This window comes from Acinetobacter sp. Ag2, from assembly GCF_001005515.1.
GTDB classification, from domain to species: domain Bacteria; phylum Pseudomonadota; class Gammaproteobacteria; order Pseudomonadales; family Moraxellaceae; genus Acinetobacter; species Acinetobacter bereziniae.
This window is the reverse complement of sequence record NZ_LBNA01000043.1, coordinates 60,550-83,976: the sequence shown is the minus strand read 5'-3', so window position 1 is coordinate 83,976 and position 23,427 is coordinate 60,550. Positions and strand designations below refer to the sequence as shown.

23 protein-coding genes are annotated in these 23,427 nt (G+C 36.6%); 17 read left to right on the top strand and 6 right to left on the bottom strand.

What is annotated here, in order from left to right; genetic code table 11:
* Positions 1–662 precede the first annotated feature (662 nt).
* Positions 663–1,907: a DcaP family trimeric outer membrane transporter gene (locus tag AAV97_RS07705; RefSeq protein ID WP_042089380.1), complete on the top strand. Its 1,245-nt coding sequence runs from the start codon at positions 663–665 to the stop codon at positions 1,905–1,907.
* Between the two features lie 519 nt (positions 1,908–2,426).
* Positions 2,427–3,662 (top strand): sodium/glutamate symporter, encoded by a 1,236-nt coding sequence (gltS, locus tag AAV97_RS07700; protein WP_004828084.1) that lies wholly within the window; start codon positions 2,427–2,429, stop codon positions 3,660–3,662.
* 48 nt (positions 3,663–3,710) lie between these two features.
* On the opposite strand, the gene chrA is transcribed toward gltS, so the two are convergent.
* Complete coding sequence (gene chrA, locus AAV97_RS07695; protein ID WP_046760248.1) at positions 3,711–4,919, bottom strand: chromate efflux transporter; 1,209 nt, start codon at positions 4,917–4,919, stop codon at positions 3,711–3,713.
* Between the two features lie 141 nt (positions 4,920–5,060).
* On the opposite strand from chrA, the gene AAV97_RS07690 reads away from it, so the two are divergent.
* Both AAV97_RS07690 and AAV97_RS07685 read left to right on the top strand, forming a co-directional pair.
* The gene (locus AAV97_RS07690; protein ID WP_005030827.1) at positions 5,061–6,047 is read left to right on the top strand and encodes a patatin-like phospholipase family protein; all 987 of its coding nucleotides are present in this window, start codon (positions 5,061–5,063) and stop codon (positions 6,045–6,047) included.
* A 387-nt stretch (positions 6,048–6,434) separates the two neighbouring features.
* The gene (locus AAV97_RS07685; protein WP_004828090.1) at positions 6,435–6,956 is read left to right on the top strand and encodes an acyl-CoA thioesterase; all 522 of its coding nucleotides are present in this window, start codon (positions 6,435–6,437) and stop codon (positions 6,954–6,956) included.
* A 103-nt stretch (positions 6,957–7,059) separates the two neighbouring features.
* Here the strand turns inward: AAV97_RS07685 and AAV97_RS07680 are convergent, their stop codons facing one another.
* Positions 7,060–7,401 (bottom strand): hypothetical protein, encoded by a 342-nt coding sequence (locus AAV97_RS07680; protein ID WP_004828092.1) that lies wholly within the window; start codon positions 7,399–7,401, stop codon positions 7,060–7,062.
* Positions 7,402–7,857: 456 nt separating this feature from the next.
* Here AAV97_RS07680 and AAV97_RS07675 point away from each other — a divergent pair, with 456 nt between their 5' ends.
* Entirely contained in the window at positions 7,858–8,496 is a 639-nt protein-coding gene (locus tag AAV97_RS07675; protein ID WP_227510893.1) for a PoNe immunity protein domain-containing protein, read from the top strand.
* A gap of 278 nt (positions 8,497–8,774) precedes the next feature.
* Here AAV97_RS07675 and AAV97_RS07670 read toward each other — a convergent pair whose 3' ends face one another.
* Positions 8,775–9,002 (bottom strand): hypothetical protein, encoded by a 228-nt coding sequence (locus AAV97_RS07670; RefSeq protein WP_005030824.1) that lies wholly within the window; start codon positions 9,000–9,002, stop codon positions 8,775–8,777.
* Positions 9,003–9,448: 446 nt separating this feature from the next.
* Between AAV97_RS07670 and AAV97_RS07665 the strand changes: the two genes are divergently transcribed.
* From AAV97_RS07665 to AAV97_RS07610, 12 genes are all read left to right on the top strand, one after another.
* Entirely contained in the window at positions 9,449–10,462 is a 1,014-nt protein-coding gene (locus tag AAV97_RS07665) for a CobW family GTP-binding protein (RefSeq protein ID WP_009585824.1), read from the top strand.
* 55 nt (positions 10,463–10,517) lie between these two features.
* Positions 10,518–11,048 carry a YaeQ family protein gene (locus tag AAV97_RS07660; protein WP_009585855.1) on the top strand — a complete coding sequence of 177 codons (531 nt, stop codon included), beginning with the start codon at positions 10,518–10,520 and terminating at the stop codon, positions 11,046–11,048.
* Positions 11,049–11,158: 110 nt separating this feature from the next.
* On the top strand, positions 11,159–11,782 hold the full coding sequence (locus AAV97_RS07655) for an MgtC/SapB family protein (RefSeq protein WP_004828100.1): 624 nt from the start codon (positions 11,159–11,161) through the stop codon (positions 11,780–11,782).
* A 100-nt stretch (positions 11,783–11,882) separates the two neighbouring features.
* On the top strand, positions 11,883–13,121 hold the full coding sequence (locus AAV97_RS07650; RefSeq protein WP_046760247.1) for a DUF2252 domain-containing protein: 1,239 nt from the start codon (positions 11,883–11,885) through the stop codon (positions 13,119–13,121).
* A gap of 27 nt (positions 13,122–13,148) precedes the next feature.
* On the top strand, positions 13,149–13,487 hold the full coding sequence (locus AAV97_RS07645; RefSeq protein ID WP_004828104.1) for an FKBP-type peptidyl-prolyl cis-trans isomerase: 339 nt from the start codon (positions 13,149–13,151) through the stop codon (positions 13,485–13,487).
* A gap of 480 nt (positions 13,488–13,967) precedes the next feature.
* A complete protein-coding gene (gene pgaB / locus AAV97_RS07640; protein WP_004828105.1) occupies positions 13,968–16,001 on the top strand; it encodes a poly-beta-1,6-N-acetyl-D-glucosamine N-deacetylase PgaB in 2,034 nt (677 codons plus the stop codon).
* An 8-nt stretch (positions 16,002–16,009) separates the two neighbouring features.
* Positions 16,010–17,275 carry a poly-beta-1,6-N-acetyl-D-glucosamine synthase gene (gene pgaC / locus AAV97_RS07635; protein WP_004828107.1) on the top strand — a complete coding sequence of 422 codons (1,266 nt, stop codon included), beginning with the start codon at positions 16,010–16,012 and terminating at the stop codon, positions 17,273–17,275.
* 45 nt (positions 17,276–17,320) lie between these two features.
* Positions 17,321–17,734 (top strand): poly-beta-1,6-N-acetyl-D-glucosamine biosynthesis protein PgaD, encoded by a 414-nt coding sequence (gene pgaD, locus AAV97_RS07630; protein WP_004828110.1) that lies wholly within the window; start codon positions 17,321–17,323, stop codon positions 17,732–17,734.
* 58 nt (positions 17,735–17,792) lie between these two features.
* Complete coding sequence (locus AAV97_RS07625) at positions 17,793–18,935, top strand: acyltransferase family protein (protein WP_009585830.1); 1,143 nt, start codon at positions 17,793–17,795, stop codon at positions 18,933–18,935.
* Positions 18,936–19,058: 123 nt separating this feature from the next.
* Positions 19,059–19,976, top strand: a complete 918-nt coding sequence (locus AAV97_RS07620) for an HARLDQ motif MBL-fold protein (RefSeq protein ID WP_009585815.1) — start codon at positions 19,059–19,061, stop codon at positions 19,974–19,976.
* 136 nt (positions 19,977–20,112) lie between these two features.
* Complete coding sequence (locus tag AAV97_RS07615) at positions 20,113–20,748, top strand: hypothetical protein (protein WP_009585834.1); 636 nt, start codon at positions 20,113–20,115, stop codon at positions 20,746–20,748.
* 160 nt (positions 20,749–20,908) lie between these two features.
* A complete protein-coding gene (locus AAV97_RS07610; protein ID WP_009585806.1) occupies positions 20,909–21,490 on the top strand; it encodes a hypothetical protein in 582 nt (193 codons plus the stop codon).
* On the opposite strand, the gene AAV97_RS07605 is transcribed toward AAV97_RS07610, so the two are convergent.
* From AAV97_RS07605 to AAV97_RS07595, 3 genes are read right to left on the bottom strand one after another with little or no spacing between them, the layout of a single operon-like run.
* The gene (locus AAV97_RS07605; protein ID WP_010591010.1) at positions 21,484–21,858 is read right to left on the bottom strand and encodes a lysozyme inhibitor LprI family protein; all 375 of its coding nucleotides are present in this window, start codon (positions 21,856–21,858) and stop codon (positions 21,484–21,486) included. The genes AAV97_RS07610 and AAV97_RS07605 overlap by 7 nt on opposite strands.
* Before the next feature lie 49 nt (positions 21,859–21,907).
* On the bottom strand, positions 21,908–22,462 hold the full coding sequence (locus AAV97_RS07600) for a TetR/AcrR family transcriptional regulator (RefSeq protein WP_009585844.1): 555 nt from the start codon (positions 22,460–22,462) through the stop codon (positions 21,908–21,910).
* Positions 22,463–22,502: 40 nt separating this feature from the next.
* Positions 22,503–23,420: an alpha/beta fold hydrolase gene (locus tag AAV97_RS07595; protein ID WP_046760253.1), complete on the bottom strand. Its 918-nt coding sequence runs from the start codon at positions 23,418–23,420 to the stop codon at positions 22,503–22,505.
* Between the last annotated feature and the right edge of the window lie 7 nt (positions 23,421–23,427).

The window sequence follows — 23,427 nt, the reverse complement described above, 5'->3', positions numbered from 1 at the left end:
ATCTCAGGCTACGTTATGAAATTTAAAAATAGTCTCGCTATTCTCTTCATTTCCTTGCGGAGTATACTCCTCATGCCTGCTCAATTTTAACCCACAACGCAAGCCATTTATAAAATGTCCGCAGACCCTAAGAGTGTTTGAAATAATTTGTTATCGTTGAGCCCTCATTTAACGACACATTTCAAATAATCAAGCAAGACCTGTAATTATTGAATCCACAATTTGAACGTCATTGTCGCTATTAATTTTCCCTATAAAGCTTGGTTTTCCATCAATTAGACTATATACGATAGTCGTATATTGAGCGACTGACGTTTGTCAAGATTTCGCTAACCCCCCGATTATATAATAATTATAGAAATGTTAATCTGAAAAAAGAATTGAAATCAAAGTCTTATTCGGTAAAACTGATTTTAATTAAGGGGTTGAGTTAGGCTAGATTACAACAGTGTAAGAATTATACACAAATTGTTACTTTTGGGTTTTAACTTAGTTTCAACGCTTTCATAATTTAATAGCAAGCATATATGTGCAATGTTTTTTTAATGTGGTGTTTGAGAGACTACTGAAGAAAACAAGAAAAATTGATTTTTTAGCAAAGTTCTGGGGTTAAAAGGTCAAATTGTACGGATGCACATCATAAATAAGGCTAGGAGTATTTCATGAGTCTATTCACAAACCGCAAGTCATTTATTATCAAAAGCTTAGCATTAACAGTCACTGCTTTGATGGTAAATACAGCTCAAGCTGCTACTGACAGCCAAGAGATTCAACAATTACGCAATGAAGTTCAAGAATTAAAAGCATTGCTTCAACAACAGCAACAGCAAGTTCGTCTGGTCGAGTCTAAAGTTGAATCTGCACCTGCATCAGCTTCTTCAGGTTTGAAATCAAAATCTGGCGCTGACATTAACATTTACGGTTTTGTACGTGGTGATGCGAACTATATCATCGAGGGTGCAGACGATGACTTCAACAAAGTGAATGCAACGACGGGTGAAGCGAAAGATAAATTACGTGCTACTGCGAAAACTACGCGTATCGGTTTAGACTTTAATACACCTGTAGGCGATGCAAAAGTAGGTGGTAAAGTTGAAGTTGACTTTGCGGGTAATGGTGTGAATGAAAACCTTCGTATTCGTCATGCTTACTTAACTTATAACAATTGGTTATTCGGTCAAACAACGTCTAACTTCTTGTCTAGCCATGCGCCAGAAATGATTGACTTTGCAACTAACTTAGGTGGTGGTACGACACGTATTCCGCAAGTTCGTTATGCATATAACCTAGCACCGACTACAAAATTATTGGTTGCTGCTGAAGAAGGTAATAGTGCTGGCATAACAGGTACTGCAATTAAATACAGTCTTCCTGTGTTAACTGGTAAAGTAACTCAATCATATGCGGGTGGTAACGGTAACGCTTCTGCACGTGTTTTGGTGGAGAATTATAAAGACAACAATATCCGTAAAGATAAAACAGGCTGGGGTATTGGTGTAGGTACAGACTTTAAAGTTGCAGATCCTTTAAAACTTTTTGCTGATGCTTCTTATGTTGTAGGTAACAGTAACTACTTATACGGTAGTAACAGTGCTTACTCTGTGGTAAATGGTGATATTGAACAGAATGAGTTCACTGCAGTTCAAGTGGGTGGTACTTATAAAATTTTACCTAACCTGCGTTCAACTTTAGCATATGGTGCATTGTTTGCTGACAACGGTACTGATTTCGCAAAAGCGAACCCATCTGCAAATGAGAAAGTTCAACAAGCATGGTTAAACGTGATTTACTCACCAGCGAAACCAATTGATTTGGGTATCGAGTATATCAACGGTAAGCGTGAAACTTTTGCAGGTCAATCATATAAAGATAACCGTGTGGGCTTAATGGCTAAATATAATTTCTAAATTAGACTTTAGTGATTGAAAAGCCGAGGATTTTTCCTCGGCTTTTCTATTTTAATGGCATCAATAAAGTCTGCCTAAGAAAGATAGTTTTTTATAACAAAATTTTTTTAATGTTTAGTTAGACATTTGTCAAAAAAAATGCATAATTGACGCTCTTTTTTTTACATGTTGATGCTGTCGGATAGATAAATCACATGTTTTGGCCTGTTCTGTAGAGCGAACGACTTATCAGGACTGTATTTCTCATTGTTTGATGAAATGATCTTTTATCAATAATAGGAGTAACATCATGACCATTTTCTTTTCTAAATATTTGCAGCATTGTAATTCAGTCTATCTTTAGTTTATTTTCTCAAAATCTTTAGGTTTTCAAGATTGAAAATCTGCCTTTTATTTTATTTTTTTGTTGTGTCTATCAGGTGATTTAGTAACCGCTAATCTTAAGTGATTACAAAGTTTAGTAGGATGAAATGGCATCACTTTACAGCAAAAAATATAGCCTAAGCATGGATAATTATTATGGAATTTTCTTTTAATGCCTTTTATACCTTGATTGCTGCAGTCATTGTATTGTTATTGGGGCGTTTCCTTGTTAATAAAATTGAGTTTTTGCGTAAATACAATATTCCTGAGCCTGTCGCAGGTGGTTTGGTTGCCGCAATTCTGTCATTGTTGGTACACAATATATGGGGTTATAGCATCACCACCAGCAGTGAATTACAAACCAGTTTTATGTTGGTATTTTTTGCATCAATTGGTTTAAGTGCCAATTTTGCTAAATTAAAAGAAGGTGGTTTGGGCTTAGTCATTTTTCTTGTCTGTGTTGCTTCATTTATCGTGGTTCAAGACTTTGTCGGAATGGGCTTAGCTACTGCACTCGGCTTAGACCCGCTTGTTGGTTTGATTGCAGGATCAATTACCCTTACGGGTGGTCATGGTACTGCGGGTGCTTGGGGTGAAATCCTTGAAACTCAGCATGGCATACAAGGTGCATTGGCATTGGGTATGGCAAGTGCGACATTTGGTTTGATTATTGGCGGTATTATCGGTGGTCCATTGGCAAAATTGCTGATCAACCGCTACCAATTGTCTAGTCCAAAGACACAAAAAGAAGTAGATGAAACCAATCAGCAAGCAGTGACTGAACTGGGTGAATATGTTCCATTCGAGTATCCACATCAAGTTCGTTTGATCACAGCAGATAATGCAATTACGACTTTAGGTCTTTTTGCTGCATGTTTGGCTTTTGCTGAGTTTATGACAGGATATAGTAAAGGGCAGTGGTTTGAATTACCAACATTTGTATGGGCACTTGCTGGGGGAGTTATCCTTCGTAATGTACTAGAAGGTGTTCTACGCATTAAAATGTTCGATCGCGCGATTGATGTTTTTGGAAATGCCGCATTATCGCTTTATTTGGCAATGGCTTTGTTATCGTTAAAGCTTTGGCAGTTGGCTGATTTAGCTGGTCCTTTAGTCGTTATTCTCTCTGCTCAGACATTAACAATGGCTTTGTATGCAGCATTTGTGACATTCCGAGTCATGGGGAAAAACTACGATGCAGCCGTATTAGCAGCAGGTCATTGTGGTTTTGGTATGGGCGCAACACCAACAGCGGTTGCCAATATGCAAGCAATTACCAATATGTACGGTCCTTCTCATAAAGCATTCTTAATCGTTCCTTTATGCGGTGCTTTTTTTGTCGATTTAATTAATGCGACAGTGATTCAATTGATTCTTAAATTTATTGCTTAATCTGATTGTCTTGTAATGTTGTATTGAGCCAGTGTATCACTGGCTTTTTTATGCCATCGTATTCCACATATAACGCAGTAATAAAATAATAGGCACACTGATAAAGATCGAAATGTTCAGTTTTAAACTACATAACATCAACACAGTACTGAATATATCTTGTAGATGATTCAAGTTCTTTTCTGCCATTGGCACAATGATCGAGAGGAGAAATCCAACCACAGCGGCATTGATTAAAGTGACTGAATTTTGAATGTAAACATTGCTGATGAGTTTTGACCAATAGGGCAATGCTGTAAAAATGAAGAAGAAGGAGGGTAGAAAAATTAACAAGGTTGCTATCAATGCATTGAAGAGTGGAAATGGGCTGAGTGGTAAAAATGAACCCATATAACTGGCAAAAGTAAATAACGGACCTGGCATAAACTGAGCCAAGGTATAGCCAAATTCAAAATTTTGCTGACTAATCATTCCTGTATGCACAAAATCTTGATACAACATTGGAAGTACAACATGCCCTCCACCAAAAACTAAAGCACCCGTTTTATAAAGGTTAAAAGCAGTCATTGCTCCTGTAGTTGTAAACAAAAGGGCGCCTAACCACAGTCCGAAAAAAATTAAAATAAATATGACCAGCCAGCTTATACTGTGATGATGTAAAGCGAATACAGATCGGAAGAAGATATGTTCAGTCTTGTGTTTAACAACGGATTTTGAAGGCTGAATAGAGATTACTTTATGAATAAAGATACCCAATACTGCACTGATAAAAATGATTGCAAATTGAATCCAAGCATTTGAAAAGATAAGAAGTAATATGGCGCTCAGGGACATCAACAGAAATTGTAATTTAGTTCTACAATAACTTTTGAACATTTGCCAAAACGCAAAAATAATGATGGCAAGAATGATCGACTGTATTGCAGAAAATAAGGCTGCTGAAATCTTATAATGTTGTTGAACAAAATATGCCAAAAAGAACATAAGCAGTGTTGAAGGCAAGGTAAATCCTAGCCAAGCGACAATTGCACCTAAGTGGCGTTGGTGTAAGTATCCAATCGCCATGCCCATTTGACTGCTGCTCGGACCAGGTAATAATTGGGTGAGTGCGAGTAATTGGGCATATTGTTGCTCATTCAGCCAATGTTTCTTTTCAACAAAATGATGCTTAAAAAAGATCAAATGTGCTGCAGGACCACCAAAACTTGTACAGCCTAATTTTAAGAAAATCCAAAAGATCTCAATTAGTTTTGGCATTTTTAAATTGGATTATTTTAAGCTCAAAGATTTTTATAATATAGCCAGAAATGATGACAGTTTAAATAAATACAACAGCAATATCATAAAAAGTATGCTTAGATACATGCACCTTTGGATTATGCCCTGATCTGAGAATATATGTCATTGTTAAATAAAGTTTTAATTTCTTTGTTTTGTAGTCTTTCTTTAGCTGCATGTACGCACTCACCTATAAGAAATTCTCAGGCTACAGGGGCGTCAATTCATCCAGTTTCTGAAGCATCTTCTAGATTGGACAAAAGTTTTTATCAATACCAACAGTCCTCAAAGAAAAAACCTGTGATTGCACTCGTTTTAGGGAGTGGTGGCGCTCGTGGCTATGCACATATTGGCGTGATTGAGGTATTGGAACAGCACGGTATTAAACCTGACTTTATTGTGGGAACCAGTGCGGGCAGTATTGTCGGTTCAATTTATGCCAGTGGTAAATCAGCTGAACAATTACGTCAAATCGCTTTAGATATGAAAGTGGGGGATGTACGTGACTTTAAGATCGGCATGAAAGGCTTTTTTGATGGGCAAAAAGTTGAAGATTATGTCAACAAACAAATCAATCAAATGCCTTTAGAAAAAATGAAAATCCCGATGTATGTGGTCGCAACAGAACTACAACATGGCGAAAAGACCATTTTTAATTATGGCAACACAGGGCAAGCGGTGAGAGCTTCTGTTTCGATTCCAAGTATGTTTATTCCGACCATGATACACGGCAAAGAGTATGTGGATGGTGGTTTAGTCAGTCCTGTACCTGTCAATATTGCTAAAGAATTAGGTGCGGATGTGGTCATTGCTGTTGATATTTTGGCACAGCCTGCCAATACAGAAACAACCAATGTTTGGGGTTTGTTTAATCAAAATATTAATATTATGCAAAACAAATTGGCTGCTGAAGAGTTAAAAAATGCAGATATTGTGATTCAGCCTGATTTAAGAGAAAAAGCGCATATCTTTGATGTGAAAGGTCGTCAAGATACCATGCAAGCGGGTATTGATGCTGCCAATCAACGTATTCATGATTTAGAGGTTGTTATTGCCAGTAAGAAAAGTCCTGAAAATATTTCGCAGCACTATCAAGTACAGAATTAAAGTTTAATTTATACTTTTTCGTCATACTTACATTGTGTAGAGATACAATTAGATCGGATAGCGCCGTATTATTGTGTTTTGAATGGAGCAATCGAATGCTCAGTTGCATGAGGTCACATCAGGTTTTCATTTAATTGCCCAATTCACCTAAGTAAATTCAAAATTTTTTGTCAGTTTGGCAATACTGTTTGAAACGGCTATTGCTTACAAGATGTCATCAATCTCAAAAATAGTTGATAAACCAATAAGCTATAGTCCAAATAAATGAAGATGTTTTTAGTCATAAGTTGAGAGAATGGTCAATTGCCGAATTAAGCATGTTTTTTGGTAGAAAAGATATATAATAATAGCCACAAATCTCCTGCCTAAAATAGAGTCTAGAATACGATGTCTCCATTAGATCAATTGATCCCAGCTACAGATGACCAGTCAGAATTAACCATGTCCGTTTTGATGACCCCAGATATGGCAAACTTTTCAGGTAATGTACATGGTGGAACCATCCTCAAGTTGCTTGACCAAGTCGCTTATGCCTGTGCAAGCCGTTATTCTGGTAGTTATGTTGTTACGCTTTCTGTAGATAAAGTTAATTTTAAAGAACCGATCCATGTTGGTGAGATGGTCACCTTTCTAGCAAGTGTCAACCATGTTGGTCGTACTTCAATGGAAATTGGTATCCGAGTGGAAGCTCAAAATATTCAGAAAAGAACGGTTCGTCATACCAACAGTTGTTATTTCACCATGGTTGCGGTTGATGAAAATGGTAAACCAAAACAAATTCCTGCATTGAATTTGGATAATGATTGGAAACGTTGTCGTTTTGAAGCTGCTGAGCATCGTAAAGTTGCACGTTTGCAAGAAAACCATCATCCTTCTTGCAGTATTTATAAAAAGTCATCGCACAATTAATTGCTTACAACAAAAAACCTCTGATTACAGAGGTTTATTTTTGATTATCAATGTATTTAAAACAGCATCAGTACAAGATTTGCTGATCATATCAATCTGTTGATTAATTCACTTTGTTGAGTACATGACCATCTACAGTCATTGTCCAAGATCCTTCAGCGGTTTGTTGAGGTGCTTGTGAAACTTTAAATTCTGTTGAGAGAGGTCCAACGCCAGCACTAAAGTTATTGCCTTCAAATTTAGAAATTGGAGCAGATACAGATGAGCTTGAATTCGGTTGTTTATTGCTATATTCAACGCGCCCTTCAGGAGTAATCATCAAATTGACACGACCATCCTCACTTTGCCAAGTACCCGAATAATTTTGCTTGTCTACAGGCAATGGTTTTCCACATGCTGTCAGTAATATGCTTAATAAGCCAAGACCTATAAATTTTTTTAACATAGAGTTTTCCTCTTTGATCTTTATTTCACAGATTTTATTTATAAATTTCCCAAATTGAATCGTGTCATTTGAGACCGAAGTATTATAGCCGAATTATCAGTGGATACTCGCCACAATAACAAACTGTAGCATTGAGCAATATTGAGACTAAAATATAACCGTTAGCGTCTCAACGAGTATAATTTTTTTTGTTGTGTTGATGAGTGACACCCTTACAGCGCTTTTTTAAAATCAGAAATGTGGGCGGTTTAAATTTAATCTAAGTGCTCTATCCTCATGATCTGTTTTTTATGCATATAAACTAAGCGAATTTGGGTTATAGTGAATGCCTAATAAAAATTATTTAAAAACAGTGATTGAATCATACTGAGAATTATTTGGAGCACTTATGAGAACAGATTTTAAAGATCGCCATTATTTTGATGCGTATATTCAACTAAACTTGGATGATATTGCATTTATGAACAGTGTTTAAAATCAGCTGATCAGAAAGAACAACGTATACCTGCTATCAAACATCAAGTCTTCAATATATCTTTGCATATGGTGATTGCACAGTATTCAGCAGATTTTAGCTCTGAACAAATGAAAGATTCATTTTTAGATCTTATTCCACGATTTGAAGCAGGTTGGTGCAATACTGAAAACAATGATAATAAAATTTACTTTGATGGTTATATTCAGGCACTCTGGATGGTTTCTCTAGCAATTTTATTGGATGTTGCCGTGGGTGATTTTCAACGAATCGTAAATACTTTAGAGGGTAAAAACAGCCAAGATATGATTTTAGATGTATTGATTTCCACTCAATTGCCTAGACAAAAATCTGAGCAATTACTTTATCCACAAAAATTTGAATTTATAAAAAAGTTAATAGATACACAGAATATAGAGGGATTTAAAGATTATCTGGATCGCAAGTGGTATCCAAGTATAAAACAGACATATTGGTTTGATCTTGATAAAAATAAGAATGATGTTTTCTTTGGTTATTGGCGTTTTGAAAGTGCGGCAATTGTTAAGCTTTTAAAATTGGATGATACGATACTCAAGCGGCAACGATATTATCCTTTCGATTTGATTCATCAGCATTAAATCACGCCAATTAAATCACAAATAGTTAAATCATGAATCTTTAACGCTTTCTTTGTGATGAGCATGATATTCATTGATCTCAATATTTTATCAGGAATAATAGAAGCAAAATTGTTTAGAGGTGAGCAGATGGAGATCATGATCAGTGGCGTGAATGTTGGCTGAGCATTGTGCATCATAAGAAAAAATAAAAAGACTGAATCGCAGCATGACCCAGTCTTTTTATTCAAATTGTCTTTACAGACAATTTAATTGCTAACTCGGGAGGAGTTTAAATCTTATTGACCCGCTTGAGGAGCTGAAGTCGCTGGTGCTTCTGCAGCACTTTCAGTCGCTGGTTGAGCAGTTGGTTGTCCAGCAGCTTGAGCATCTTCAGTAGCAGCTGGTTGCTCTTGAGTTGATACGACAACTTTTTCTGCTTCTGTTGCAGCTGTATCTGTTGCAGCAAAAGTTGAGAAAGCAGTGAAAGCAAGCGTAGTCGCTAAAAGTGTTTTAACAAGTTTCATATTGGCATCCTTAATTCATAAAATTAATCGTAAAGCGACCTGTGAAAGCAGTCGTGTGTTAAATGCGTTGCAGTTCACAGGGAGTAGAGTCATGCTAAGTGCAGATGAAAAATTGGGCAACCTCAGCAACAAAGCATAACAAGGTGGATTACATATTTAAAACAAATCATTGTATTGTGTTGCTTTTTTGTGATTATTCTACTTTTTTTGCAATGCTAAAATGTATGTAAATATGAAAAAATGATTAAAAAATATACCGATTGGTTACTGTAAATAACATTGATTATATGATCTTAATGAATGCTATATTGGACTTTTGGATTGTTATTGTAATTTTAATTTAAAAAATAGATTTAAAATTTGAAACTATTGGCAAATTTTACGTAATAATGGAGAGAGTCGAGTATAGCCATTCATATGTTTATTTTATTAGGTTGGGTGATATTTTGAAGATTTTTACTGAAAAAGCAGTTAAAACTCATATTATTTCTGGCTTTTTGGGTGCAGGAAAAACAACCTTATTACAGCATTTGCTGCAACAAAAGCCTGAGGGAGAAACTTGGGCGATTTTAATGAATGAGTTTGGGCAAATTGGTGTTGACCAGCAACTATTGCCTCAAGACTCTGGTTATGAAGTCAAAGAGTTGTTGGGGGGGTGCTTATGCTGTGCTGGGCAACTTCCCATGCAAATTGCATTATCTCGCTTAATTTTTGATAAGCGTCCAGATCGGCTATTTATAGAACCTACAGGTTTAGGGCATCCTGCACAACTTTTGGAACAATTGACAGAACCCCAGTGGCAAGCACAAATTGATATGCGAGCATTGGTTACTGTCATTGATGGTAGTCGATTAAATGACCAACAATGGATAAGTCAAGAACTCTATCAAGATCAATTAAAAGCTGCGCAATTGGTGGTAGTTTCTCATACAGATCTGATGTCTGAATCCGATTTCTTGGCTTTAGATGAATTCAAAAAGGACTACTTTGCTTATATTCAAACTTGGTTGCTTGCAGAGCAAGGACATTTGGATATTCAACAGTTAGATGTTGCTCATCAGGGAATCCAACGTAAAGTTGTGCCTTTGATTCAAGCACAAAAAAAATTAACTGCTGAAGATGAACTGCCCGTGATAAAACAGTTACCTTATCACTATGTAGAAACTTCAAATGGTTATACGGTGGTTGGTTGGAAATTTTCAAAACGTTGGCAATTCGATTTTTACCAATTATTAGATGTTTTGTGTGAGCAAACAGATTGGTTAAGAATTAAAGGTATTTTTAATACCGATCAAGGTTGGATGACTTTTAATTTTAACCCAGACCATATCAACTATAAATCAGGTGAGGAAAGTATAGATAATCGTATAGAGCTCATTACACAACATGATCGTGATTGGGAAAGCCTAGAAAATGCTTTACTGAATTGTAGGATAGACCTATTGGAAAAAACGCAGTAATCCAAAGCAAAATCTTATAGACTGTGCGCCATATTGAAGAACTTTTGGAATTTTCATGGCATTAAAAGCAACAATTTATAAGGCTGACCTCAATATTGCCAATATGGATGTGCATCAATATGGTGATTATCAATTGACCATGGCTTTGCACCCGTCTGAAACGATTGAGCGTTTGATGGTCCGTGTATTGGCATTTGCTCGTTTTGCAGATGAACAACTGGAATTTACCAAAGATTTGTTTGAAACAGATGAGCCTGCATTATGGGAAAAAGATTTGACTGGTCAATTGGTCAAATGGATTGAGGTAGGTTTGCCTGACGAAGATAAAGTCAAAAAAGCTGCGGCACGTTGTAAGGAAGTTGCTGTGGTGGCTTATGGAACATCTGTTGCAGAATGGTATAAAAGAAGTTCCAAGTTAAAAACATTGTCCAATGTTCAGGTTTGGAAATTGTCTGAAGCCAGTACAACTGCGGTACAAGCTTTATGTCAACGTACGATGCAGTTGCAATTAAATGTGATGGATGGTGAATGGACTTTAATTGGAGATGATGCTCAAGCTGTGATTGAGTGGACTCAACTTCAATAATGCTCAAGATGAAATAAAATTTACTGAGAAAAAGCAGGCGAATCGCTTGCTTTTTTTTGCTTAAATTTCGTATATCTAAAGTGATCGAACATCTACATGTTGAATGACTCATGAACAACGACATCTACCATTTACTAATGGCATTGGCAATTGGCGCAATTATTGGTGCAGAGCGTGAGTATCGCAGTAAGTCGGCTGGATTGAGAACGATGATCATGGTCAGCCTAGCATCCTGCTTATTCACTATTCTTTCCATTAAGATTGGTGTTGAAAACCCAGATCGTTTGGCTGCTAATATTTTGACAGGACTAGGCTTTTTAGGTGCAGGTGTTATTTTTAAAGATGATAATCGGATTTCAGGTATCACCACAGCAACGACCATCTGGATGGTAGCAGCGCTGGGAATGGCGGCAGGAGCAGGTTATGAATATTTAGCATTTATTGGAACAATATTGGTGCTGATTGTCTTAATATTTCTGGTGTATTTTCAAGATAAAATTGAAGCCATTCACCAATCTCGTAATTATCGGATCTTATGTGATTACCAACAAGAAACTTTAGATAAATATGAAGAATTATTTAAACAGTACAATATGAAAGTTCTTCGTGGAGTACAAAATAAGACAGAAAAGCAGATTATTGGTCGTTGGGTGGTTATCGGTTCTGCACAAAATCATAAGAAATTAACGCATTATTTATTGTTAGATCCAAACATTAAAGAGCTCAGCTTTTAACAGAAACACAATCTATTGTTGTTACAACGTCAGTATTTATTCATCCAAAATTCAGCTTAACAGCGTAGTTTAATTTTTATAAAAATATTGGAGTTAACAAATGCGTGATCCTTTTGAACGAGTTTGCAGTTTTAACCAACCACGAGATGCACAATTTACTGCGATTAAATATAAATTGATGACCAGCAGCGCATTTCGTTTTTTCCGAGGTTCATGTCATTTATATTATGAAGATTTAGCAACTCAACAGACTTGGACCGATCAAATGACCACATGGATTTGCGGTGATTTACATGTGGAAAATTTCGGGAGTTACCGCAGTCGTCATCAAGTGGTTTATTTTGATTTAAATGATTTTGATGAAGCCATATTGGCTCATCCAACTTGGGATGTTTCTCGATTTATTTGTAGTGTCTTTTTGGCAGGTAAAGCACTGAATATCAAAGATGATGATTTAAAAATAATCGCTGAACAGCTATTAGATGAATATTTAAAAGCGCTTGCTTTTGGAAAAGCCTACGCCGTCGAAAAAGAAACCGTAGATGGGATGTTAAAGAAATATATTCAAACAGTTTCTGAACGAGATTTCTTTGAGTTTATTGAAACGCACTCATCTTTAGATAAAAAAACTCAGCAACGTTACTTAAACATAGACCAAAAGAAGTATTTTAAGGTTGATTCAAAACAACGCTATGTTGAATTGGTGGCGATGTTTACTGGCTATTTAAATACGCATAATTTGCAGTCTCCCTCCCATTTTCAAGTATTAGATGTTGCGATACGTGTCGCTGGAACGGGGAGTATTGGTTTAGATCGTTATGTGTTTCTGGTCTATGATATTGAAAATAAAAAATATGCCTTGTTTGATGTGAAGCAAGCTCAAGCATCATCATTGAGTTTGTCGCCTTTTTTAAAAATTGAACAGCCCAAATGGGAAGATCAAGCACAACGTATTCAGTGTATTCAAACACTCATGCAGTATGAAACACCAGCTGAATTATCTAGGCTTGATTTTGATGGTCAAGCTTATATTGTCAAAGCTTTACAACCAGAACAGGATAAAATTGATTTTAAACAGTGTGTAGATAAACCCAAGAGGTTTACAGATGCCTGTTATAACATGGCACGCTTACTCGCCTATGCCCAATTACGCTCAGCAGGACGTAAAGGTTCTTCAAATGCAGATGAATTAATCAATTTTGCACAACATGCAGAACTTTGGAAAACGCAATTGTTGAAATACACGTATAATTATGCACAACAAGTTGAACAAGATTATCAAAGCTTTTGTAAAAGTTATGCTGCTGCAATGGCGGACTCTGACAAGGCTCCCCAATAATCATCTAATCGTGAATAGGAATAATGTATGTCAAATGAATTAGAAATCATTGATCTAAAAGTTGGTGAAGGTAAAGAAGCTGTAAAAGGGGCTTTGATTACCACACACTATACGGGTTGGTTGGAAGATGGTACCAAGTTTGATTCTTCAATTGATCGTGGCAATTATTTTGAAACTGTGATTGGAACAGGTCGTGTGATTAAAGGTTGGGATCAAGGAATCATGGGAATGAAAGTGGGCGGGAAGCGTAAGTTAATCGTGCCTTCACACTTGGCATATGGTGAACGTAAAATGGGTAAAATTATTCCTGCGAACTCTAATCTGATTTTTGAAATAGAGTTGTTTGATGTAAAAACACGTGACTAAGTAGATTAAATTTCCTTGATACAAGGATTTTAAAACAATCAATAGAGGTCAAAAGACCTCTATTTTTGTATCTTAAAAACACAATGAATGGACAGAAAAAAGAGTGAGATTAAATGCTAAATATTGCTCCATTTTTTCTTCATATTTCAATGCTATAAAAATATAATGTCAGTGCTATTTTAATCGCTTATAGATTTGTAATAGTGTGATTTTAAACACAATTTAAAGACATTGTTGTTTATTAATTGATCAATGTTTAACAATCCTCTACAATACTTTTGTCCTAAAAGTGTTTAAATGATGCAAATAAATAATTCTGCTCAGAGTTATTTTTTAAGATTCGTTTCAGTTTTATTCTTTTAAATCATCGCTGTAAAACGTCTGTTTTAATTCGCCTTAAAAAAGGATTTTAGTGTTTCAGAAATGAAGTGCTATAGGCGGGTTCAGATTTAAAACAATGATGATCGAGTATTTAAATATATGCTAAGCCGTTACTTTTCTCCTTCAGCGATGATATGCGTAACACTATTGTTTTCATCCTTTTATAATAGTGCTATGGCAGAAGTAGACCAAGTTGCTACTGAAACTCCTATTGAGCATGAACTACCTAAGATTGATTTAAATACGCTGACAATTATTGGTTATCATGAAATTACGCCAAATCATGATGCCGTCATTCCTGATTATGCGGTTACCACAAAGCAGTTTGAATTGCATTTAGACTGGTTACAGAAAAACGGCTATCACTTTGTCAATGTTGACCAAATTATTAAAGCCAATGAAGGTAAGTTTAAATTACCGACCAAACCCGTTTTATTGACTGTCGATGATGGTTATCAGTCTTTTTATCAATATGGCTTTCCAGTAATTAAACAACGCAAGATTCCAGTTGTATTGGCTGTTGTGGGTTCTTGGCTAGAACCAAAAGCCAATGAAATGGTTCAATTTGGTGATGATAAATTACCACGTAAAAAACTTTTGTCTTGGGATGAACTGAAAACCATGCAAAAGAGCGGATATGTGGAAATTGGTAGCCATAGCTATAACTTACACCGGGGTATTTTAGGCAATCCTCAAGGGAATTCTGAGCCTGCTGCGGTAACACGTGAATATTATCCAAAAAGTAAAACCTATGAATCGGATAAAGTCTATGCAGATCGTATTTTCAATGATTTGAAAAAGAACAATAAAGTATTGCAATCACATGGTTTAAAAGCACCACGCGTCATGGTGTGGCCATATGGTCGCTATAATATGGAAACAGTCGCATTGGCTAAAAAAGTGGGCATGCCAATAACAATTAGCTTGGACGATGGTCCTGATCATATTGAAAAGTCATTAGGTCATTTAAACCGCATTTTGGTCGAAGGTAATATGACCACTGACGCTTTGGCACAAGAAATCCAAAGTCGTCAAATGAATTTTACTGACAATAATCGCCCGCAAAAAGTGATGCATGTCGACCTTGATTATATTTATGATCCAGACGAAGCACAGCAAGAGAAGAATTTAGGACATTTGTTAGATCGTATTCGTGAAATGAATGTGACCACAGTATTCTTACAAGCCTTTGCTGATCCAGATGCAAACGGTTCTGCTGACATGGTGTATTTCCCGAACCGTTATCTTCCAATGCGTGCAGATTTATTTAACCGTGTTGCTTGGCAAATTCAAACCCGGACGCATGTGAGTCGTTTATATGCCTGGATGCCGTTGTTGGCTTGGGATTTACCTGCATCAAATCCAGCCTCTAAAGATGTTGTGGTAACTCAACAAGCCAAAGACAGTGATCATCTCAACATGGGTTATCACCGTTTGAGCCCATACTCTCCTGAAGCACGTAAAGTGATCGAAGGTATATATCAGGATTTAGCAAAGTCGACGACTTTTGATGGAATTTTATTCCATGATGATGCAACCTTATCCGATTATGAAGATGCAAGCCCTCAAGCGATCCAAGCCTATCAAAAAATTGGCTTACCTGCGGATTTAGAAGAAATTCGTAATGATGATGCGAAACTGCAAAAATGGACTGATTTTAAAACCAAGACAATCGACAGTTTTGCAATGGATTTGGCGCAGAAAGCACGTTATTACCAACCATTTTTACTCACAGCTCGTAACTTGTATGCGCAGGTGGCACTGTCTGCATATTCTGAAAACTGGTATGCGCAGTCTTTAGAGCAGTCACTTAAAAATTATGACTTCACTGCAATCATGGCAATGCCTTATATGGAGCAAGCCCCTGACGCAACTAAATTCTATAAAGATTTAGTGCAACGTGTGAAGAAGCAGCCCAATGGGATCAAAAAGACAATTTTTGAGTTACAGGCAGTAAACTGGCGTAATAATCAGAAAATTCCGACTTCTGAAATTACTCAAACAATTCAGTCCTTGTACCAACAAGGGGTGATGCATGTGGGTTATTATCCAGATGATCCGATTGAAGATCATCCAAATACTGCCGAGATGCGTAAAGTATTTGATTCTAAACCACAACGATTGGTTCCTTAAGGTGTGATATGAGCGCAATCCAGCACCTGTGGCAGTCCTTATTAAATTTTATCTTCTATTATCCATTATTTATGTCATATCTATGGATGATTGGTGCTTTAATTTTCTATTGGAAAGAGCGTAAAGAGCCTCCATATACTCAGCCAGCAGCTTTAGAAGAATATCCTTTAGTTGCAGTGCTTGTTCCTTGTTTTAATGAGCAGGATAATGCTGACGAAACCATCAGCCATGCATTAAAGTTGAATTATCCCAATTTCGAAGTTATTGCAATCAATGATGGAAGCTCTGACAATACAGCCGAGATTCTCAATCAATTGGCATTGAAGTACGACAAACTGCGTGTTGTACATTTGGCAGAGAACCAAGGTAAAGCGATGGCTTTACAAGCGGGGAGTTTGCTTACTGAGGCTGAGTTCTTGATCGGGATTGATGGTGATGCTTTGCTTGATCCACATGCTGCACAATGGATGATTCGTCATTTCTTAAATAATCCAACCGTTGCAGCGGTTACAGGTAACCCTCGTATTCGTACACGTTCAACTTTGCTTGGGCGCATTCAAGTCGGTGAATTTTCTTCGATTGTCGGAATGATTAAGCGTGCGCAAAGAACCTTTGGACGTCTATTTACTGTATCAGGTGTGATCACGGCTTTTCGAAAAAGTGCTGTACATGAAGTAGGGTATTGGTCACCCAATATGCTGACTGAAGATATTGATGTCACTTGGAAGCTGCATCGTGCAGGTTGGGATGTCAAATTTGAACCTAATGCATTGGTGTGGATTTTGATGCCTGAAACCTTTAATGGTTTATGGAAACAACGTTTACGTTGGGCAATGGGTGGTGCGCAAGTTTTAATTAAGAATATAGATGTATTATTCAAACCGAAACTGAATTTTTTATGGCCTTTGATTATTGAGTTGATTCTAACGCTGGTCTGGTCATATTTAATGTTGATTATGGTGATTTTCTGGATATTACATTTGGTTCTTCCTTATGCTGGATTCCCAGCAATGAGTTCTCCATTATTACCGATGGGAACAGGAATCTTACTCGGTACGACTTGTTTATTACAGTTTGCAATCAGCAAATGGATGGACAGTCGTTATGAATCAAGTTTGGCAAAAAACTATTATTGGATGATTTGGTATCCTTTTGTATTTTGGTTGATTACCGTAACGGCAAGTATTGTGGCATTTCCTAAAGTTCTTTTACGTGGTGACAGTAAACGAGCTCGTTGGGTAAGTCCTGACCGTGGGATGCGACAAGATGACTAAAAGGTTAAATAACTTAAGCCAATATCGTGCTTTTGAGATATGAAAATGAAAACTGAGTCTTTGATTATTGATGTACGCAAGCAGTTACCTTGGCATCGTCGTTACTTTTCGACAACCATCACTGCAATGTTGTGGGCATTTTGGTTGTTGCTTTGGAGACCGATTGTTATTTTGATTGGCTATCTGTCTTTAGAAAAGCCACAATTGGTACACTACTTTTTTAATGCTTTTGCAAAAGCTCTAGAAAGTGGTTTGTTTGCTTTAATTGCTTGTGCGATTTCGTTGTGGTTGTGGAGTAACTTTGTGCCTGCTAAAACTAAAAAAGAAGCAGAAGCAAAATCTACTCAGGAATATGCTGATTATTTTAATCTGAATGCTGATGCATTGGTGCAATCTCGTCAGCAAAAAGTGGCGACAGTACACCATGATGCAGATGGTCGTATTACTTACATTGACTAAGGGTTGAGTCAATAAAAGTCCCACAGGTTGGGGCTTTTGTTTTCATAGGGAATAATAGATGTCCGCAAAAATAAATTCGGCAGAAAGTATCCGAGGCTTAGCCTGTTTAGCTGTCGTATTTTCTCATCTTGCCATGAGTTTTTTTCCATATTTACATCACTTTGATCCTCATGAAACCACGGATCTTAAATGGGTGTATCACGTACATCATTCGCCGTTTGGTTTTTTTTACTCAGGCGATGCAGCTGTTTTTGTTTTTTTTGTATTGAGTGGCTATGTACTGAGCTATGCCATCTTAAAAAGCCCGCAGCAATTTCATTCTAAAATCAAGAATATGATGATTAAGCGTTATCCACGCTTAATGATTCCTGCACTCGCATCATGTTTGCTGATCTGGTCAGTCTTTAAAATCATTCATATCGATAGCCAGCATGTGGGGGCTTGGTTACAAGCATTTGCAGTACAAAATTACAGTTTTAGTCATGCACTTTATGAAGGCACGATAGGTGCTTTTCTATTTTCTGAAAGTGATATCAATTGGGTCTTGTGGACCATGACCATTGAGTTGATGGGTTCATTTGTCTTATTTTTCTTACTTTATCTTTATCATTATAAAAAGATAGCATTTTGGTTCGCATCACTACTGATTCCCTGTCTTGCATTTATATGGCGCGGACAAGGGTTTAGCTTTGGTATTTCGAGTTTTATTATTGGAATCTATATTTATCTCTATGCGAAAACATTGCCCAATTTGATTGCGATTCTCATGTTGTTCACAGGTTTGTATTTTGCAGGAGCGCACAATACCAGTACATCATATGCGGGTCTTTACCATATCTTAGGTGAAAACACCTATGATTATGGCAATTTTATTGCAGGAATCTTGATTGTTTATAGTGTATTGATGAACCCATTATTATCGCGACATTTGGATCATCCTATTTTGGTGTGGCTCGGTAAATTATCTTTTTCCATTTACTTACTGCATTTGTTGATGTTGTATTTGGTGTGTATTCCACTGTTTAATTTATTTTTAACTTGGCATTGGGCATATTCGTGGGCTGTTCTTGTTTCCGGTCTAAGTGCAATTGCTGTGACTTTAATCGTTGCAAATTTTTATAGCCAATATGTTGATCAATTTGCGATAGATACCAGTAATCGTATTGCAAACAAAGTGCTTAAGCTCAGAAATAAGCCATAAGTTATAGTTGAAAAAGTTTTTTACAATTACAGCTGTATTTAGCTGTTTTTTAGACAGTTAAAGTTTGAAAAATATCAGGATTTGAGAAAATATAGCGGCTCTTTGTCAGCATGGATCGCTTATATGCGCCTGATCAAATCTATCGTTGTTTCGTTAATGGCAATGAGTATTCAATTTTCACAAGCTGCAGCCTTAAACTCTCAACAAGCATTGACTGAAGCTCCACCGATGAGTCTGTTTGAGCTGTGGAATGCACCGATTGAGCCTTTTAAAATTTTCAACCATGTTTATTATGTCGGTACTGAAAATCTTTCTTCAGTCTTATTTGATACAGGTGCAGGTTTGGTTCTCATTGATAGTGGAATTGATCAATCTGCGGTGCAGATCAAAAGTAATATTGAGAAATTGGGTTTTAAAATCACCGATGTTAAATATCTGTTAAATAGTCATGCACGTTTGGATCAAGCAGGTGGTTTTGCCAAATTAAAACAATGGAGTGGGGCAAAACTGATTGCCAGTGCAGAGAATGCTGAGATGCTCGCCAATGGCGCCAGCACGGACTTTGCTTTGGGAAATCAATTGCCATTTCCTCCTGTAAAAGCGGATCTGATTTTTAAAGATGGCGAGCAGTTAAAGTTGGGTCAACAAGTCTTTACAGCTCATGCTACGCCTGGGCATTTACCGGGTGCGACTTCATGGACAACCGAAGTACAGTATCACTTTAAACATTATCAAATTATTTATGCTGATAGTTTGTTTACAGGGGGCTATCATTTATTAAATAACAAAAATTACCCTCATATCGTGACGGATATGCAAAAAACATTTCAAACGTTAAATGCGATTCATGCTGATATCTTTTTGGCAAATAAAGCTGATCGTTTCAATATGAAGCAGAAATTGGTCAGACTGAAAGCAGGTGATCAAAATGCATTTATTGATCCAGATGGATTGCAAAATTATGTGGCAAAAGGTAAAGCAGAATTTGAGCAACAATTACAACAACAGCAAAGCTTGGCACAGTTAAAGACCTTACAATAATCATTTTTAAATGTTCTATACGTACGGATAGGGTGTTGTATCATTTAAATATTGATACAATGATGCTTGAATCGATCATTTCTTTGCTAAAGTATTGAAGTGATCATCCTTTATTCTAAAAATATAGAAAATCGACATGAAAATACGATCATTCCCATCCGTTTTATTGATTTGTGGTTTAGTGGCAACAGCACAAATCTATGCCAAACCATTTGAACAATTAACTGTTCAAACGAAGCTTTCTAATGAATGCACACAAGATGATAGCGACATATTTACAGCACAAACTTACCAGTTAGGTTCAACAAAAGTCGGGTTAAAGAGCTATTCATGCCAAACCAAGAAGCAAAATAAAGAACAATATTATTCAGCATATGGATTGCAGTTTAATGGCAAAAAAACTGTCTATTTTGTTGATCATAGTGTTGATGCTATTGGTTATGTTGCAGTAAAAGCAGAAAAAATCGATGCAGATACTGTTTATTTTGATGGTATGTATGAACGAGGTGGTGATTTAATTATTGTATGGGTAGAAGACTTACAACATATTCATCATCTAAAAGTTCATTATATGGCATCAGATGAAGGAGGTGTAAAGCTCTATACACGGAATAATCAGATCTACATTCAAAAAATTGATTTAAAAGAACTTGATGGTGACAAGCCGATTTATAAAAATGTAGGAAAACCCATAACTTTAAAGAAGATACCAAACAAAGGGCTTGTATTTTCAGGTGGGAATTTAAAGCTATTTCAAACAACTGCTGATTAGGTATTGTAAAGAAAGAAATTGTTACGTTTAAAGCTGATCAGTTGATTTTGATCGTTATACAATTCAATCAGTATATCACTAAAAAAACAATCAAAATATCTAGCTTTAAACTTGGCAAATACGTCTGAACTAAGCTGTATTTTATGTTTGAGATGAGTCTATGTTGAAATTAATCATTGTTTTACTCATTTTGATTGCACTCTATGTGTTATGGCGTTTGTTCGCTAAACATAAAATTAATGCAGCCGTTGAACAGCAAAGGCAAGACCTTTCCAAATGGATAAAAAATTCACCCGAAGATCATGAATTGCCTGAAAAAACCAAGCTGATTAAACAGATGATTGATCAAGAACGGCAAAAAAACACCATAGAAATATCCTCAACACAAGATCCTATAGATCAAGTTGAACAGCAAGTTATGACCGAACCAGAAACTGCCAATGAGTTTCAGGTCACTGATGAAGATCAACGTTTATTTGATGCTGCAGCACAATTGTTTTTTCAGCAGGCGCTACAAACCAAAGATTTTTCTCAAGCGGGGCATATTCAGCATGATATGTTGAGTAAGATGCCAATGAATACACAAAGTCAAGTTGGCTCATTTGACTTTGGTGAATGGTCTATTTTTTGGAATTATCATGACCAATCGCTTGAATATTATGTTGGGCGTTATGGCGTGTTCTACGCCCATGTCGATCATCAGGGGGTAGAACATAAAGCTGAGTTTAAAGACTGTTATTGACCTTCCAGTAAACTGGTTAATTCTTTGAGTCGAAATTGTGTCGCATTCATTTCACAGTCTAAATGTGCAAAGCCTGAAGCTAAGCCCATTGCACCATAATATAAGCTTCCCGTAAGTTCTGTACATTGCGCATCACGATAGCTCAGCCAAGCTTTTTGTGCTTTTTCCAGCAATGCTTTATTTTTAGCATCATATTGTTGGTAGATTCGTTGATAGATCTTATTCATTTTTACCTTATCTGTTTTGAGCTGCTGCTCCATACAGCTATAGGTCTGCAGTTGATCTGTCTGATTGCATTTGGCATATGCAATGCTACAGATACTGGTTGAAAGGAAGGCATAAAAAATTAAATTTGTTAAATATTTCATCATTTAAATCACTGAAGTTATGTATGGGTTAAAGTTGAATAAAATTATTTTATAGTAGTTGCAGCACACGTTTTTTGACTTGATCCAAATAGAATATATCTTGATAAAGTCGATACATTAAAATTGCTCCTTCATAATCTGCTACAGTTATTTTGGCTGCATTTTGAGCATCTTGCTCGTTGAGTGTTTGTTTAAAGAGTTGATATAAAACATGCTGCCAATCCTGAAAAATGGTGCGAATCTTTTGCAACACTGTGTAAGATATATCATTGGCTTCTAATGAAAGAATACCCATGAGACAGCCTTTTATTTCATAACTAAAAAAAAGTACTGCTTTTTCATGTATGGTTTGAAACTGGGTAGATGTATCAATGACAGTAAAGTCTTCAAGCTTAAACAAAGATCGATTTAGATATTGATGAGTATGTTCTAAAACTTGCATCAATAAAGCTTCTTTATTTGGGTAATAATAATAAAAAGAGGCTTTACTCAGTCCGCATGCTTTTGCCAACATATCCATACTTGTCCCAGCATAACCATGTGCTTTAAATTGTAAAGCACAGCTATTGAGCATCTGTTCAGTAGAAAGTTTTTGTGGACGCATAGCTTACCTAGAAAATCTACAAATTTATATTGCGCTGTATTTATGAACAAGATGGTATTAAACTCTCAAAAGTAGCTAACATTTTATCCCAAATCTGTTCCGAACCTTTTCGAAAATATCCCATATGTCCAATCTGTTGAAGTCCGAAATCTTCTGCTGAAATATTGATAAAATGCATAGGCGCATTTTTATAATGTTGCATAAATGCATAACGAGAGTTCGGTAAAGCCCAATCATCATCCAAAGCTGCGACAGCATAAATCGGCGTTTTGACTTGAGCATATTGGTCATGCAATGTCTGTTGTTCAGGATCAGCAAAAAAATAAGTTGGATTTTTACACCATTTACGCCACTGTTGATATACGCCTTTTGGAAGATCAGCCCCCATATTGAGTTTACTCCAAGGTAAATAACCCGTGATGGCGACCATCGGGGGAAACACGATATTCCAAATCACCTGGACTTTAAGTTTTTCTTTCAAAGGCATATAGCCGTGCCATCCAGCACCTGTACCGAAACAATACATTGCTGTGACTTTATCGTGATTGGGGGTTAGTCCAAGTGCCTGACCACCATAAGAATGTCCCACAACAAATAAAGCAGTGTCATCTTCAAAAAAGTAGTCAATCGCACCTGCAAGATCTAATTTGCCCCAGTCCAGATAAGACATTTTAAAGCCTTTTAGTTGCCGTGGTTCAGACTTGTCTACACCACGGTAATCAAAGCAAAGCACTTGATAGCCCATTTGCGAAGCATATTCAGAGAATCGTCGATAGAATGCCTGTGGTACACCTGTTGCACTGGAAACCAGTAAATTGGCTTTAAATGGATGGGTGGTTGGTGTATATCGAGTTCCAACGAGTGTATAACCATCCAAAGCTTGAAATGTGACCGATTCACATTTAAAACCATTTTCTTTCGAGGGTTGTATTTGTGCGAGGTGGTTTATATTTGGCATCATCTTA